At 40.5% G+C, this 14,820-nt stretch carries 14 protein-coding genes; 2 read left to right on the forward strand and 12 right to left on the reverse strand.

Features of this window, described 5'->3' with window-relative positions; genetic code table 11:
• Positions 1 to 19: 19 nt before the first annotated feature.
• The 5 genes from gtfA to ACIRUQ_RS06415 form a co-directional block, all read right to left on the reverse strand.
• A complete protein-coding gene (gtfA, locus tag ACIRUQ_RS06395; protein WP_055291011.1) occupies positions 20 to 1,489 on the reverse strand; it encodes a sucrose phosphorylase in 1,470 nt (489 codons plus the stop codon).
• Positions 1,479 to 4,277, reverse strand: a complete 2,799-nt coding sequence (locus ACIRUQ_RS06400) for an alpha-galactosidase (protein ID WP_055291003.1) — start codon at positions 4,275 to 4,277, stop codon at positions 1,479 to 1,481. The genes gtfA and ACIRUQ_RS06400 overlap by 11 nt, the downstream gene beginning before the upstream one ends.
• 97 nt (positions 4,278 to 4,374) lie before the next feature.
• A complete protein-coding gene (locus ACIRUQ_RS06405) occupies positions 4,375 to 5,211 on the reverse strand; it encodes a carbohydrate ABC transporter permease (protein ID WP_021740179.1) in 837 nt (278 codons plus the stop codon).
• On the reverse strand, positions 5,211 to 6,074 hold the full coding sequence (locus tag ACIRUQ_RS06410; protein WP_341438410.1) for a sugar ABC transporter permease: 864 nt from the start codon (positions 6,072 to 6,074) through the stop codon (positions 5,211 to 5,213). Before ACIRUQ_RS06410 ends, ACIRUQ_RS06405 begins: the two co-directional genes overlap by 1 nt.
• 8 nt (positions 6,075 to 6,082) lie before the next feature.
• The gene (locus ACIRUQ_RS06415; protein ID WP_055290997.1) at positions 6,083 to 7,393 is read right to left on the reverse strand and encodes an ABC transporter substrate-binding protein; all 1,311 of its coding nucleotides are present in this window, start codon (positions 7,391 to 7,393) and stop codon (positions 6,083 to 6,085) included.
• A gap of 245 nt (positions 7,394 to 7,638) precedes the next feature.
• On the opposite strand from ACIRUQ_RS06415, the gene ACIRUQ_RS06420 reads away from it, so the two are divergent.
• Entirely contained in the window at positions 7,639 to 8,481 is an 843-nt protein-coding gene (locus ACIRUQ_RS06420) for an AraC family transcriptional regulator (protein ID WP_055290995.1), read from the forward strand.
• Positions 8,482 to 8,537: 56 nt separating this feature from the next.
• Here the strand turns inward: ACIRUQ_RS06420 and ACIRUQ_RS06425 are convergent, their stop codons facing one another.
• From ACIRUQ_RS06425 to ACIRUQ_RS06450, 6 genes are all read right to left on the reverse strand, one after another.
• Positions 8,538 to 9,188 (reverse strand): AAA family ATPase, encoded by a 651-nt coding sequence (locus tag ACIRUQ_RS06425; RefSeq protein WP_021740175.1) that lies wholly within the window; start codon positions 9,186 to 9,188, stop codon positions 8,538 to 8,540.
• Between the two features lie 208 nt (positions 9,189 to 9,396).
• Positions 9,397 to 10,338 (reverse strand): RluA family pseudouridine synthase, encoded by a 942-nt coding sequence (locus ACIRUQ_RS06430; RefSeq protein ID WP_055290993.1) that lies wholly within the window; start codon positions 10,336 to 10,338, stop codon positions 9,397 to 9,399.
• A 3-nt stretch (positions 10,339 to 10,341) separates the two neighbouring features.
• On the reverse strand, positions 10,342 to 10,881 hold the full coding sequence (gene lspA, locus ACIRUQ_RS06435; RefSeq protein WP_302028562.1) for a signal peptidase II: 540 nt from the start codon (positions 10,879 to 10,881) through the stop codon (positions 10,342 to 10,344).
• A gap of 84 nt (positions 10,882 to 10,965) precedes the next feature.
• Positions 10,966 to 11,511, reverse strand: coding sequence for a cell division protein SepF (locus ACIRUQ_RS06440; protein ID WP_055290990.1), 546 nt, complete (start codon positions 11,509 to 11,511; stop codon positions 10,966 to 10,968).
• Between the two features lie 33 nt (positions 11,512 to 11,544).
• Positions 11,545 to 12,237, reverse strand: a complete 693-nt coding sequence (locus ACIRUQ_RS06445) for a YggS family pyridoxal phosphate-dependent enzyme (RefSeq protein ID WP_021740171.1) — start codon at positions 12,235 to 12,237, stop codon at positions 11,545 to 11,547.
• Between the two features lie 18 nt (positions 12,238 to 12,255).
• On the reverse strand, positions 12,256 to 13,680 hold the full coding sequence (locus ACIRUQ_RS06450; protein ID WP_055290988.1) for an HlyD family efflux transporter periplasmic adaptor subunit: 1,425 nt from the start codon (positions 13,678 to 13,680) through the stop codon (positions 12,256 to 12,258).
• 314 nt (positions 13,681 to 13,994) lie between these two features.
• Here ACIRUQ_RS06450 and ACIRUQ_RS06455 point away from each other — a divergent pair, with 314 nt between their 5' ends.
• Positions 13,995 to 14,207 (forward strand): DUF378 domain-containing protein, encoded by a 213-nt coding sequence (locus ACIRUQ_RS06455; protein ID WP_021740168.1) that lies wholly within the window; start codon positions 13,995 to 13,997, stop codon positions 14,205 to 14,207.
• A gap of 81 nt (positions 14,208 to 14,288) precedes the next feature.
• Here ACIRUQ_RS06455 and ACIRUQ_RS06460 read toward each other — a convergent pair whose 3' ends face one another.
• On the reverse strand, positions 14,289 to 14,708 hold the full coding sequence (locus ACIRUQ_RS06460; RefSeq protein WP_021740167.1) for a hypothetical protein: 420 nt from the start codon (positions 14,706 to 14,708) through the stop codon (positions 14,289 to 14,291).
• Positions 14,709 to 14,820 lie beyond the last annotated feature (112 nt).

Below are 14,820 nucleotides of genomic sequence, written 5' to 3' on the forward strand. Positions count from 1 at the left end.
CCTCTCAAAATATCTGAGATCAGGATATAACAAAACTTCCTGTCTCAAAATCTACATCCAGCTGAGCAGCTGCAACTGAATTACTCCAACGGATCATCAATTTCCGACCATCGGACTGGATTTGAATATCCGCATCTTCCGTAAACGCCCTGCTGGTGCTGCGAAAACGTAACAGTTCTAACTGTTTTTGCACGACATCGGTCTGAAGTGCCTGCCGAATCTGAATGTCTGTCAAATTCGTACGGTTGATTTCCTTATGTCCGCCTTCTCCGGCCTCTTTCACAGCTTCATGATCATTTTTCCCGGCAAACAGATCCAGATACCAGATCTGTGGTTTTCCCGGCATAAATATCTGAATTGCTCTTGCCAGTAAAAGTTTCTGTTCAGATTCACCAAGTGCACTGAAATATGTGGCATTTACCTGATAATACACATTTTTCTGCCCATGCAGATTTTTCACCATGCCACCACGGTCTACAATCAGTGCAATTAGTTTCTGAATATCTTCTTCCGGAAGAATTCCCTTAAGATCCAGCATCGGTATTCCATCATGACAGCCAAGCATATTTACGGTATTGATTTTTTTCTCTACCAATTCTTTCGCCCATGCTGCCAGATACTTGCTACGTTTATTTTCAATGGCATCGATCACAAGCCCGGGCAGAAAGAAATCATAGGTCATATAACCTTTTTCAGCTACCGTCTGATAAATATGCTCCTCATATGCGGCATGGATTTCCGGCAACAGCGTCAGCTCATAAGGTTCTGCATACATTCTGATCTGTTCCAGCAAATCCCATGTTTCCGGTTCATTCAGAAAATTTTTCCGACCAGGAGCCTTTGGGGCATAGGCAAAAGCATCCAGCCGCACAATACTTGCGCCATAGGAAGCGATTTTTGCAAGTGTTTCCCGATAAAAATCCCATACCTTCGCTGACCGGATATCCAGATCCATCTGTCCCAGATACTGTGGATAATGCTCTTCCTGGTAAAATGTATTCCAATATGGTCGTTTGGTTCCATCCGGAAACTGTACCATCAGAATCGGAAGCCCCGGTTTTCGAAAAAACATATCTTTGATATACGTTTCATCCGGTTGAATATACCCTTCCTCCGTCATAGAGCCATATCCTTCCCAGAATGCATTCCAGTCAATAAAAAAGTTCTTATATTCCGACGCATCTCCTTTTTCAACCAGATCTTTGAACTGTGGAGACTGTGCAGAAGCATGATTCAGGATAAAATCCAGTTTCAGATCTATACCAACTTCCTTTAATGCCTCAAGATCATCCCGCTCTGCCAATTCTTCATTGATATCATAATCAATGACGGAAAATCCACGATCCAGATCTGAATGATACAAACTCGGTAAAATATAAAAAGATCCAAAAACACCTTTCATATCATCCTGTTTCAATAATGTTACAATATCTCCCAGTGTTCCGCCTAAACTGTCCGGATAAGCATTCAGCATCGGTTTAAGATTCATATATATGACCATCCTTTCCAACGATAACATCTGCCTTTTTCGCCTGCTCCTGCAATTTTTTTCCTTCTATGGAAACAACAAGCTGAATAAACGCACTGGCTGCATTTTCATCCCGTCCACGACGAATCCTGCGTGCTTGTGTCTCTTCCGGCGAGCTGTCCAGATAAACAGAAATATCAACTCCTTCCAGGTACTCACTTCCACCATGTGTCCACTCCAGAAGCAATACCTGTACACCGGTCAGATCGGTCTGCTCATACCAGATTTCATCCGCTTCCCGACCCATTTTTTTCAGTTCGATTACAGAAGCACCGGCATGAAACTTCGCAAGTACCTGATTGATTCTGTCGTACTCAATCTCCTGCGGAGTTCCAAGGTATGCATCCAGCCCTTTTTCTCCGTTTTCCTGATAAATTTGTTCCCTTTTTTCATCATTCATTTTCGGAATTCTGTGTGGATAATCATCTCCATGCAGGACGAAACAGCCGATACCGTCTTCCAGAAAATGTTGCTGTAAAATGTCTGCCATGGTCGTTTTTCCGGAACCGGAACCACCAAAAATACTGATTACATTTCGTTCTGCACTGATTTTATTCCTGAGAACATCGTATAAATCAGCTGCCTCCTTCATTTTTTTGAAAGAAAACTGATATGCTTCATATTCTGCTGCTGCCATCGGAAGCAAGAGACCTGCCTGCATCAATGTCATACCACTATATACATGGCCTGTTGTTTCTTCCAGATAGAAGCTCTCTGCATCCAGACCTTTTAACTTCACATAGGTTCCGAAGGGATTACCCTCTGCCGACAAACGTACCACACTTACTAATGCCTGTGACTGATCCTTTGCAACACTCATCCATGCAGCCACTTCTTCTTGAAACGGATCGGAGAGACGGTAATAATCTCCTTCACGAATCAATTCCTGATGTCTGCGATAGGTTGCAAGCATTGTACGTATTTCCTCTTTTTCTTCACTGCTCAGTAATGCAGGATTCATTTCAAATCCAAAGGTACCAGCCATAGCCACTATTCCTCTGGTATTCAGACTTGTGATTCTTCCGGTCTGATGATTTGGTACCGCAGACACATGCGATCCGACCACTGCTGTCGGATAGAAGAAGGACGTTCCGTACTGAATCCGGGTTCGATTGATGGCATCCGTATTATCACTGCACCAGATCTGTGGTGTGTAATACATCATACCTGCATCAAAACGTCCGCCGCCGCCACTGCAGCCCTCAATCAGGATATCCGGATAACGGTTGGTAAGTGTTTCCAGAAAATCATACAAGCCCAGAACATAATCATAAGGTACATTTCCTGCATATACATCGGACATACTGCGATTCATATCCCACTTAATATATTCGATATTTCCCTGATCCAGAATCACACAGATACGTTTTAAAATTTCTTCCCGAACTTCTTTTCTGGAAAAATCAAGGAGTAACTGATTTCTGGAACGAATTGGAGCACGCCCCGGAATTGTCAGTGCCCAGTCCGGATGCTCCCGATACAGATCACTGTCTTCGTTGACCATCTCAGGCTCGATCCAGATACCAAATTTTACTCCCTGGGCATTCACACGTTCAATCAGATCTCCCAATGTTCCCCCTAATTTATCGTCATTGACAAACCAGTCACCCAAAGAGGAATTATCATCATTTCGTTTTCCGAACCACCCATCGTCCATAACAACCATATCAATGCCAAGCTGTGCTGCCTGTTTGGCCAGATCCACGATCGTGTCACCATTAAAATCAAAGTATGCTGCTTCCCAGCTGTTGATCAGGATCGGCCGGTTGCTATGTACCTGTTTTCCCTTGCAAACATGATTTAAAATGCAGTTATGATACTGGCGGGACAGCTTTGAAAATCCCTGATCAGAATATGTCATGATCACTTCCGGTGCCGTAAAAACTGCGCCTGGTTCCACCGGATAAGCAAATAGCTCGTCACCTAATCCCATCTGAAAGCGAGTCTGATTAAACTGATCACGCTCTGCCTCGCACACGAAATTCCCGCTGTACATGAAAAGCATTCCATAACAATTGCCTGCATCTTCTGTTGCGGTATGATCTGCCAAAATCACACCTGGATTGTACTGATGGCTGGAGGTGCCTCTGCGGCTGCCGATCCGATATGTTCCGTGTCCCACCCGAACACGTTCCGGATTACGTTCCATAGCATGTCTACCGTAAAAACTAATAGCATCGTAGTCTCCTTGTACAAAATCAAGGCATGCTGACAGTGCTTTTTTCACCGTGATTGTTTCTGTACCTGTATTTTTGATCATTACACTTCTGGTAATAATATCTGCATCTTCCAGTACACCGTAAAGCAGATGCACCTCAACCTGCATCAATGCATCTTTTAACACAATCTCAAGCGTTTCTGCCTCATCATCTGCTGCCCAGACAGCCGGAAGTCCCTGCAGATGATATTTTCCTTTTGTGATTTTATAATGATCAAACGTCGGATCACAGCACTCTGTTCCATCAGCTGCTGCGATATTCAATGAGACACCACGATAATCACCTGTTCCAAGTGATGGATATTCCTGCGGTAATGCATCCAGGGAATAGGTACGATCCATTCCTGCCACATATGGATTCCCGGAAAAACCGTGATCCGCATAACATAACAGATAATTCATACTTCCTTTTGTCCGTGCTCCATAGTATAAGTGAAGCAGGTAACCATTCGCATCTGCCTGCATCTGATAAGTTGTTTGTTTTGTATGAATTGTAAATATTTTTCGATTTGCATCAAAAGTAATTGCCATTCACAGTTCCTCCTCATTTTTCATATTTTTCCATCTGTTACTCATTTACTAAGAAAATACGATTCATTGCATCTGAATACTAGTTGTTTTTATTATACTATTTTACGGCACCATTTGCCACACCATTTAATATTTGCTTCTGACAAATGACATAGAAAATCAAAATCGGAATCAATGCAAGAATATAAGAAGCAAATGCCAAATTGTAATTCGTTCCAAACTGACTTTGGAAATTTAACTGTGCCAGCGGAAGCGTATTCTGACCGGTTCCGGACATAATAACCAGTGGTGTCATTACATCATTCCAGGTACCGAGAGCTGTCAGAATTGCAACTGTGGCATGCATTGGTTTCATCATCGGGAAAATAACCCGCCAATATGTTGTCCATGTACTGGCTCCATCAATATTTGCCGCTTCTTCCATTGCCTCCGGGATGTTTTTCAGATATCCACTGTATAAAAGCACATTCATTGGCATATAAAATACCAGATACAGGACAATGACACCAAAACGGTTTCCAATCCCCATCTGAGCTGTTTGTTTTACCAATGGCATCATCAGGATGGAAAATGGTACAAACATACCACTGACAATATAAAAATAAATAAATTTAAATCCTTTGATTTTACGCATACCACGTCCAATTACATATCCGGCAATGGAATGGATCAGAATTGCGAGCACAATTGTCACAAGTGTGATAAGTAAACTGTTGCCAAGAGAATGCCAGAAATCTGTCACTTGCATTGCTTCTGCAAAGTTGGAAAAACTCCAGCTTTTCGGCAGAGAAAGTGCACCTGCCACATCATTTGTCATCTCATTTGGGTTTTTGAAGGCAATAATCACTGCCATATATAACGGAAAAAATACTGTTACAGTTCCGATGATCAGAAGTATTGTTAAAATTTTATTTGTTTTACGCCCTTTTTCCATTACAACTGTTCCTCCTTTTTATTGGTAAAACGCAGCTGAAAAACAGAGATTGCCACGATCACAATGAAAAACAATACTGCATTTGCGCTCTGAAATCCGAACTGCCCGCCGGACATACCGTTTTTGTAGATCAGATAAGAAATTGATTCCGTACTCTGTGCAGGACCACCCTGGGTCAAGGATACAATCTGATCAAATACCATCAGGAAGTTCTTTGTGCTGAGCACCAGATTGATGGATACAAACGGCATGATCAGTGGAAATGTTATTTTCCAGAATTCCGTCCATTTGTTTGCACCATCCAGCATACTGGCCTCGTATACATCCTCCGGAACAGTCTGTAATCCAGAAATATAAATGATTGTATTCATAGCCACTGCCTGCCATACACCAACGATCAGTACTGTAATCCAGGCATATTTTTCACTGGCAAGAATACTGTTTTCCAGAATAGAAATATGGCAGACGTTTCCGATAACAGGAAGAATATACGTAAATATAAAGCTAAAAATATAGCCAATCACCAGTCCACCCAGAATATTTGGTACAAAATAAATACCTCGCAGCGCGCTCTTACCTTTGATATTGCTGTTTAATCCAAGTGCCAGAAGCAAACTTAATACATTAACGAGAATTGTTCCGGCGACAGCATATTTAAAAGTAAACAGGTAACTTTTTCCGACTCTCGCATCGGTAAACAGATCCACATAGTTGCGCCATCCAACCACGTCATAAGAACCATAGCCTTTATAATTGGTAAAACTGTAAATCACACCTTTGATCATCGGAAGGGTATTGAATGTAAAAAACAATGCAATCACCAGAATTGCGATGATCCAGAATGTTTTATTCCGATTTGTCATTTTTGATTTCATTTCGTATCCTCCGATGTTCCATCTTTTTCATTATATTGCTGTATTTTCCAGATCAGATCCCGATTATATCGTTTCCAGTCTTTGTCAAATTTGTTCAGAAAAGTTTCCTTTGCGTCTGCACTGTCATCTAACAGATATGTCTGAATCATGGCATCCACACTCATCTCGCTTGGATAGTGGTGATCCTGAAAGTCAGCCATGCGGTTGGATGCAACATAAGGACTCACCCCTTCCAATTCAGAAGAAAGTGGAAAATCACCCTGTTTACATGCAATGCCGCCTTGCTCGCTCAAATAGGTGCGAATGGTATCATCCCTATACAGAAAGCGCAGTACCTCATAAGCAGCTTCCTTATTTTCACAGGATTTCATAACGCAAAATTGTACATCAATGCCGGAATTTAATACATTATCCGCTTCTTTCTCATTTGCCGGGAATGTAAATGTACCAATGTTCATATCAGGATTGACAGATTTAATCTGCGAAATCGCATAACTTCCAATGGTATACATGGCAGACTGACCACGTGCAAAAGCAGTACATGCATCGTTATAGCTATAAGCCATCGGGTTTGGCTCCCCATAAGCAAGTAACGCTTTCATCTTTTCAGCTGTTTCATCATAGGCCTTTGTAAAAGTTGTTGTTCCATTATTTACCTGACTGCAAAGCTGCGGGTCCGCCAGACTAACAGCCAGAGCATTCCATGGTGCAAGACAGGTCCATGTGTCTTTAAATCCAAAATATAACGGCTGTACACCCTCGCTCTGAATCTGTTCACACAGTGCTGTAAATTCATTCCAGGTTTCAGGCGTTTCCCATCCATGCTGCTCAAACATGTCTTTGTTATAAAGGATACCTGCTGCGTTTGCTGCATATGGCAATCCATACGTTCCATCTTGTGGGATAAATTCCAACTGTTTATCCATGTCCAGATAAGCTGATTTTGTTTCACTGAGAACATCCAGATCTGAAATATCTGCAAAAAGACCTGCATCCAGGAAATTGGAGTAATCCATATCACCACCAATAACGATTATATCCGGATAATCTTCCCGTATAAAACGGGTTTTCAAAATCGTCATTGCTTCGTTTGGAGAATCAATGGTAAGATGAATATCGTCATGTGTTTCATTAAATCTCGCTGCAATTTTATTAAACGTATCTACTGCTTCTTTTTTATAAGAGACAATTTCAATCTCTGTCCTGCCTTCCGCTGTCGCTTTGTTTCCGCATCCCATCAATCCAGTCAGACTGCATCCTGTCAGAAGAAGCGCCGCCAGTCCATAAACCAGTTTCTTTTTCACCATATTTCTGCTTCCTTTCGTATTTATTTCTGTTAAAATGATTGTAACATATCAAAATGCGACCTAAAATAGCTGTATTTTTCATTTTTTATATCATTATGCGTTTTATTGTGCTATAATCAATATGTATGTCGCATAATGGTATATCAGATGTGAAATGACTCACACCTCGATAGGTAATGAGCAACAAGAATGCTGAGGGCATTCTTGAATATATGTACGATAACACTCATAGAAAGGAGCCTTTCATGGCTGATCTTTTATTTCATATTTTTCCAAATGAAAACTTTATTGACCTGTGCCTGTATCAGTATGGTTATGAAAAATGTAATCCGGGACATTCTTTTGGACCAGCGGTACGCAATCACTATCTGTTTCATTATATCCTCTCAGGAACAGGAACTCTGCTGGCGGATGATACAAAAGGCATTACACAGAACTATCAGATTCGCAGTGGCCAGGGATTTATGATTTTTCCGGGCCAGGTTACAACCTACATTGCAGATTCGAATGTACCATGGGAATACCTGTGGGTTGAATTTGACGGTTTACGGATCACAGAAGCATTGAGCATGACAGATTTTTCCAAAAACAAACCCGTCTATCATCCCCATAATAAAGAACTGCGGGATAAGCTGGCAGATGAACTGATGTATATCAGTCATCATCCAAAAGAATCGCCGTTTCATCTCATTGGGCATCTGTACTTGTTTCTGGACTATTTGATTCAGTCAGCACATTCCACACAGTTGCTATCCAATAATAAAATGAGTGATTATTATATCAAAGAAGCGATCAATTATATTGAGCAGAATTTTCAAAACAACATTACGATTGAAGATGTTGCATCCGTCTGCGGAATTAACCGCAGCTATCTGGGAAAAATTTTCAAAAAAAATACCGGACAGTCTCCACAGGAATTTCTTATGAATTACCGTATGGTAAAAGCAGCTGAACTTTTGAAACTAACCTCACTATCGATTGCGGATATCGGTTCTGCCATTGGATATGAAAATCAGCTGCATTTTTCCCGTGCCTTCAAAAATATCTACGGTGTTTCTCCCAGAGAATGGAGAAATCAGCACAAATAAAAAATGCCTTCAGACATCCAAGAAATGATGTCTGAAGGCATTTTTTTATACGATACTTACTTAATGTTTTTGTCTTCCGGATAACGGATTTTCAGATACTCGATGATCATATCTACCGTCTTATCAATGCCGAGAACAGAACTGTCTAAACAAAAATCATAGCTGCGTGCATCTCCCCACTTCTTGCTGGAGTAATAATTATAATAATTTGCACGCTTCTTATCAGTCTTGTTGATAAAATCAATGACCTTGTTGTCATCCTTAAACTCTTTATCAGAATCTGCTTTGATCCTCTTCAGACGGAAATCCATATCTGCATGGATAAATACGCTGACACAATCCGGATCTCCTGCTAATGCATAATCTGCACATCTTCCAACAATAACACAGGGCTCTTCCGATGCAAGCTTCTTAATTGCTTCAAACTGAGCCAGGAATACTTTGTGATTCAATGGCATATCTACAAATGGAGCAGATGTATAACCACTCATGGAATATGTATCCATTACCAGAGAATATAAAAAGCTGTTTGTCGGTTTCTCATCATTTTTCTGTAAGATTTCTTCACAGAATCCACTATTTTTTGCTGCAATTGAAAGTAACTCACTATCATAACATTTTATATTTAATCGATCAGCCAGTTTCTGACCGATTTCTTTTCCCCCGCTTCCAAATTCGCGTCCGATTGCAACTACAAGATTTCTCATAGGAAATCCCCCTTTCCTTCACTTAGTACATATAGTATACTACATTTTTATATAAATCTCAACGATAATCCGATTTTTGTCTGAAAACTTTACTTTATCACCCGGAATTTACACGCACAATCTGATCCCTGTTGTGATAAAAACGAGGAAAGTCCGAAATTTCCTCAACATTTCTGTCACACTACGGATGACCATATCACAAGCGAAGCTAGGACTGTTTGGAAAGCTTCAGCAATAAATTTTGAAAATATTCCGGCAGTGGAGCTTCAAATTCCATATATTCATGCGTAGACGGATGTACAAATCCAATGACCATGGCATGCAAAGTCTGTCCCTGCAACCCTTTCATTGCCAGGTTTTTCGGATTTCCATACAATTCATCACCCAGAAGCGGATGCCCGATACTTGCCATATGCACACGGATCTGATGAGTCCGTCCGGTCTCCAGCTGAAACTCCATATAAGTGTATTTTGCAAATCTTTGAAGTACCTTATAATGTGTAATGGCCGGTTTTCCATTTTTCTCATTGATTGCCATCTTCTTACGCTGTGTCGGATGCCGACCTATGGCACCCTCAATGATACCTTCATCTTCTTTTACAACACCACAGACAATGCCGCGATATCGGCGGGTCACTGTGTGCTCTTTAATCTGCTCAGCGATATCCGTGTGAGCGGTATCATTTTTGCATACGATCAACGCACCTGTAGTATCCATGTCGATGCGGTGCACAATTCCCGGCCGGATTTCCCCATTGATTCCGGACAGACTGTCTGCACAGTGGTACATAATGGCATTTACCAGCGTTCCACTGTAATGTCCTGCTGATGGATGCACCACCATTCCTTTTGGCTTGTCAACAATCAGCACATCTGCATCTTCATACAGAATATTCAGCGGGATATCTTCCGCTTCGATTGCAACAGACTGCGCTTCCGGAATGGAAGCAGTAACTACATCAGATACATCTAAGACATATCCGGCTTTTGTAACTGCTTTTCCGTTGACACTGACATTCCCACCTTTAATCAGCTTTTGAAAGAAGCTTCTGGACTGATTCGCATAGATCAGAGTCAGATAGCGGTCCAGACGTTCTCCCGCCTGCTCTGCTTCCACTACAAATTCCTGCGTATGTACATTATTTTCCATAAATTACTTCCCTTTCAAACCTTTCAAACTCTTCAGCAACTGATTGAGATCTTCTTCCTTATAACAGAAGATCAGCAGAACAGCCAGAAATATTGCAGAACAGGTGACATAGATGTCTGCCACATTAAAGATCGGAAAATTAATTACTTTAAAATAAAAGAAATCTACCACATATCCATTATACATACGGTCAATAAAATTTCCTACGGCTCCGGCCGCAATCAATACAAGAACGCCACGCAGTGTGGCATACTTCCGTGTATATGGAATGCGCCAGAAACAATAGGCCAGAAACAGCAATATGATGATTGTAATAATAAGAAATATCACACGCTTTCCCTGAAAAATGCCAAAGGCTGCACCACGGTTTTCCAGATAATAAAGTTCAAATACATTTTTTATCAGTACGATCGGATCCTGATCCTTCAGATGCAGCACCGCCATTTTTTTTGTCCACTGATCAGCAAGTACAAGAATGATAAAACCTATCACTCCCATAAGGACACTTTTTGGCTTTCCCATGTCAGATTTTTTGTTGGACATAACATTCCCCTTCCTGTTATTCAAAGAAAAACCAGTCTCTTTTCAGAAACTGGTCTCCTGAGATTCTCTAAACTGTCTGCTTTTTTAGATATCATTCTGTAAAGAGGACACATCAAATGCATCCATAATACTCTGGAAATCGCCGGAAATATCTACAGCAGCAGGTGTTACAATAAAAATAAAATTTGAAATTTTCTGAAGATTTCCATCTATTGCAAAACAGGAACCGGAAGTGAAATCAATGATTCTCTGACCGATTTCAAGATCCAGTCCTTCAAGATTCAGCACGACAGTGCGATTATTTAACAGTGTCTCTGTAATTTCACGGGCATCTTCCACAGATGTAGGTTTGATCACACATACTTCCATAGCAGCATTTCCTCCCTGATTTTTTTTCACCTGACGCATCGGTGTTACTTTTGAATTAGACTTTTCAGCAGATTTTGACTCCTTCGTTGTTGCAAATCTGGCTGTTGTATCTTCCTCTTTTTCTTTTTCCCGACGAAAGGATTTCCGTTTTGGCTCTTCGTAATAATCATCCTCTTCATCATAATAATCATCATCGTAGAAATCGTCCTCTTCCTCAGAATTCAGACGCATCATATTCAAAAATTTATCCATCATAGCCATTGTGATAAAATCTCCATTCTCAATTCATATAGTTTAAATATTATAATTTCGGGCACCAAAAATACCTGTTCCGATTCTGACCATGGTAGCACCCTCTTCAATTGCAACTTCGTAGTCACCGCTCATTCCCATAGACAGAACATGCATATCTACATTATCAATGTTTTTCCGTTTGATGTCAACAGATAATTGACGGATTTGCTGAAAATATTTACGGTTATCTTCCGGATTTTCCACATATGGGGCAATAGTCATCAAACCGCAGATATGAATATTCGGAAGCTTTGCAGCAGCCTCTACCAGTGCAATGGCTTCTTCTCGCGTAGTTCCGAATTTAGAAGCCTCTCCAGCAATGTTTACCTCAATGAGAATGTCTGTCGTAACCTCATGTTTTACGGACTGTGCACTGATTTCCTGTGCCAGGCGCAGGGAATCCACAGAATGAATAAGTGCAACTTTTCCCATCAGATATTTTACTTTATTTCGTTGCAGGTGCCCCAACATATGCCAGTGAATGTCCTTTGGCATCACTTCATATTTGTCCATCATTTCCTGTACTTTATTCTCACCAAAATCACGTACACCGGTATCATATACTTCCTGCAGCATCTCCACCGGTTTTGTCTTGCTGACTGCGATCAATGTAACTTCAGACCGCTCCCTGCCTGCACGCTTACATGCCTCTTCAACTTTTTTTTCAACTTCTTTTAAACTCTCAGTGACCACTTTTTTATCCTCCTGATTCTAATTTAAAAATTCGCCTTCATTTACGCCGGAACCATCCATCGCAATATGATCATACAATGAAATACCATATTTTGTTCCGGTTTTAACAATGGTATATTCTTCATTTTCTGCCAGCACATCGATCAGTCGGAACACCGCATAACCTTTGTCAACATTATAGACCCCTTTTCTTGTGTCTTTATCCTTAATTGTATACTGCTGTGTACTATTTGGCAGCTGTATGGTATCTCCGACTGACAGGGAGTCTTCCGATATATAATAAGTGTTATTTGCTTCATCATCATAATACAGATCGGTTGCAATAAATTCTGCCTTTTCTTTTCCATGTTTATCTTTAGTGATTTTTATTACACCACTGCTGGAAGAATTATCGCCTTTTCCGACATACTCTTTCGGGATAACAAGGAATTCTTTTTCAGCAATCGCAGTATTCGGCAATTTCAGACCCTTGCTTTCATCTGCTCCCAATTCAACTTCGATATAACGATCTGATAAGAACCGAATCATCGAATTGTTCAGATTCAACTGCAGGAAATACGTTCCGTCTATATTTCTGACATAAGTAGTCGCATTTGTCTCCGTATTGTCTTTGCGGAATTTTACATGCAGCACAAAGGAATCACTACCTTCACTGATTTTTTTCTGATACTCTTTTGCCTCTTTTTCCGTAATTGGCACCATCAGTGTCCAGTCCTCACTGGTTGCAATTTTGTACAATGCCTGACCCGAAGTAACCTGTGCATTTCCCTTGAGATTCGTTTTTACATAAGATGCCGGATTATACATCTCTGCCTTAAAATTATCTGCCGATACATCCTCATATCCATCTGTATACAAAGCCAGAATACCATCCACCGTCGTCCGCACAAAAGAAAATGTATTTTGCGACACTGCCTCTGTCGTTTTGTCTGTCAGACTATCCAGTGCATTTACATAAAGATTTTCCTGAATCTGTGCATTCACGCCCTCTTTGAATGAATATACATTATAAAACTGTGAACCGGAATAACCGGACACATAGGTCGTAATGGTATTCTGAATATTCAACAGTTCTTCGTCTGACAGATTCGCTGTATCCATTCCTGCCTGTGATATTTCTTCTGAAATATTACCTGCCTTGTCCACGGAACAGATCAGATCGTTATAGCCTGCCTTATCTCCTTCTTTTTTATAATAATTGACAGAACCTGCATCACTTGCATAAAACACCTGTTCCGGGCGCAAAACAAGCCCGGTGTAGGATTTATTTTTTGCAATCTGACCATACTGTACTTCATATACAGCGATATTGTTCTGGGTCAGATATGAAATCAGATAAATAACAAAATATATAAATACAAACGCAAATATGATAATGCCGATATTCAGATGAAAGCGTCTGCGGTATGGTACAATTTTTCGTTTACGCCTCTTACTCTTCATTTCGGTCTTCCTTTCTATGTTTCATCTTTTATTTTCTACCTGCCTCGGAAAAAGGCTGGAACATATGTAAAGCGGACATTCGCAATCCGCTTTCGCTACTTGCTCATGAACGCAGTCGCTTTGCGACCTGTCAGTGGGAGCTTTTAACTTCCACTGACATAAGCATCCCCCCTTACCCACCGCTTAGTGCTCTACGCACTTGAAGCGGGGGGAATGCTTATTCTGCGTTCATTTTCCCGCCATAGGGAAAATTTCCAAATGTGAATAATAACTTCCTGAAATGGTAATACTATTTATTGAATAGGAGGAAGCATATGAATACAAAAATTCTGGATAACATTCTTCTTGCACTCGTTATTATTGGAGCCATCAACTGGGGACTCATCGGATTTTTCCGCTTCGATCTCGTTGCATTTCTATTTGGAACTATGAGTTGGTTCTCCCGTGTAATCTATGCACTGGTAGGAATCAGCGGTATCTACCTGATCAGTGTCTTTGGCCGTATCCGCTCCATGAAAGATGCATGAAGTTTATCGTAATTTCCACTCAAATGAAAAAGGTGTCTTAATGTTTTCCCCCATTAAGACACCTGATATTCGATGCTATTTCTATAAAGAAACAATCAGTCTGGCTTTTGCGCATTCAGGCAAATCTGCCTCATCTTTAGAAACACTTAAAACAAATTTAACATTGAATTTCTCACTGATGATATCGAGTTTCTCAATTGCATGCACCAACTGATCATCTGCAAGGTTTGCAATTGTAAGGAAACTGTCAAGATACATTTCCTGCAGATCATAATCCTGTGAAACAATACCACAAATAAATCCAAGGAATTCATCACAGTTGCTGATTGGATAGTCTCCTACATTAATCAAACGTACCTTATTTGATAACTCATGCATATGTTTCTGACTTTTATCCAGATATACAATATTACCGGAAGCGCTCTCTACAGATGTATTAACCTTATCCAATAAATATTTTGTTTTTCCTTTTCCCTTTTTACCGGCAATAATTTCAACCATAATTTTATCCTCCTACCTCTGCCTGATTCTTTCTATGTACAGATTCATAATTCTGAAAAAGAACCGGCTGTTTATGAATTCATTATAGTATATCCCCCATTAAAATACAACC

This window comes from Eubacterium ramulus, from assembly GCF_045002895.1.
Taxonomy (GTDB): Bacteria; Bacillota; Clostridia; order Lachnospirales; family Lachnospiraceae; genus Eubacterium_I; species Eubacterium_I ramulus.

What these genes read in the sequence shown, in the direction of transcription:
- gtfA (WP_055291011.1), bottom strand. Translation starts at nt 1,489, where the DNA reads ATGAATCTTAAACCGATGCTGAATGCTTATCCGGACAGTTTAGGCGGA.
- ACIRUQ_RS06400 (WP_055291003.1), bottom strand. Translation starts at nt 4,277, where the DNA reads ATGGCAATTACTTTTGATGCAAATCGAAAAATATTTACAATTCATACA.
- ACIRUQ_RS06405 (WP_021740179.1), bottom strand. Translation starts at nt 5,211, where the DNA reads ATGGAAAAAGGGCGTAAAACAAATAAAATTTTAACAATACTTCTGATC.
- ACIRUQ_RS06410 (WP_341438410.1), bottom strand. Translation starts at nt 6,074, where the DNA reads ATGACAAATCGGAATAAAACATTCTGGATCATCGCAATTCTGGTGATT.
- ACIRUQ_RS06415 (WP_055290997.1), bottom strand. Translation starts at nt 7,393, where the DNA reads ATGGTGAAAAAGAAACTGGTTTATGGACTGGCGGCGCTTCTTCTGACA.
- ACIRUQ_RS06420 (WP_055290995.1), top strand. Translation starts at nt 7,639, where the DNA reads ATGGCTGATCTTTTATTTCATATTTTTCCAAATGAAAACTTTATTGAC.
- ACIRUQ_RS06425 (WP_021740175.1), bottom strand. Translation starts at nt 9,188, where the DNA reads ATGAGAAATCTTGTAGTTGCAATCGGACGCGAATTTGGAAGCGGGGGA.
- ACIRUQ_RS06430 (WP_055290993.1), bottom strand. Translation starts at nt 10,338, where the DNA reads ATGGAAAATAATGTACATACGCAGGAATTTGTAGTGGAAGCAGAGCAG.
- lspA (WP_302028562.1), bottom strand. Translation starts at nt 10,881, where the DNA reads ATGTCCAACAAAAAATCTGACATGGGAAAGCCAAAAAGTGTCCTTATG.
- ACIRUQ_RS06440 (WP_055290990.1), bottom strand. Translation starts at nt 11,511, where the DNA reads ATGGCTATGATGGATAAATTTTTGAATATGATGCGTCTGAATTCTGAG.
- ACIRUQ_RS06450 (WP_055290988.1), bottom strand. Translation starts at nt 13,680, where the DNA reads ATGAAGAGTAAGAGGCGTAAACGAAAAATTGTACCATACCGCAGACGC.
- ACIRUQ_RS06455 (WP_021740168.1), top strand. Translation starts at nt 13,995, where the DNA reads ATGAATACAAAAATTCTGGATAACATTCTTCTTGCACTCGTTATTATT.
- ACIRUQ_RS06460 (WP_021740167.1), bottom strand. Translation starts at nt 14,708, where the DNA reads ATGGTTGAAATTATTGCCGGTAAAAAGGGAAAAGGAAAAACAAAATAT.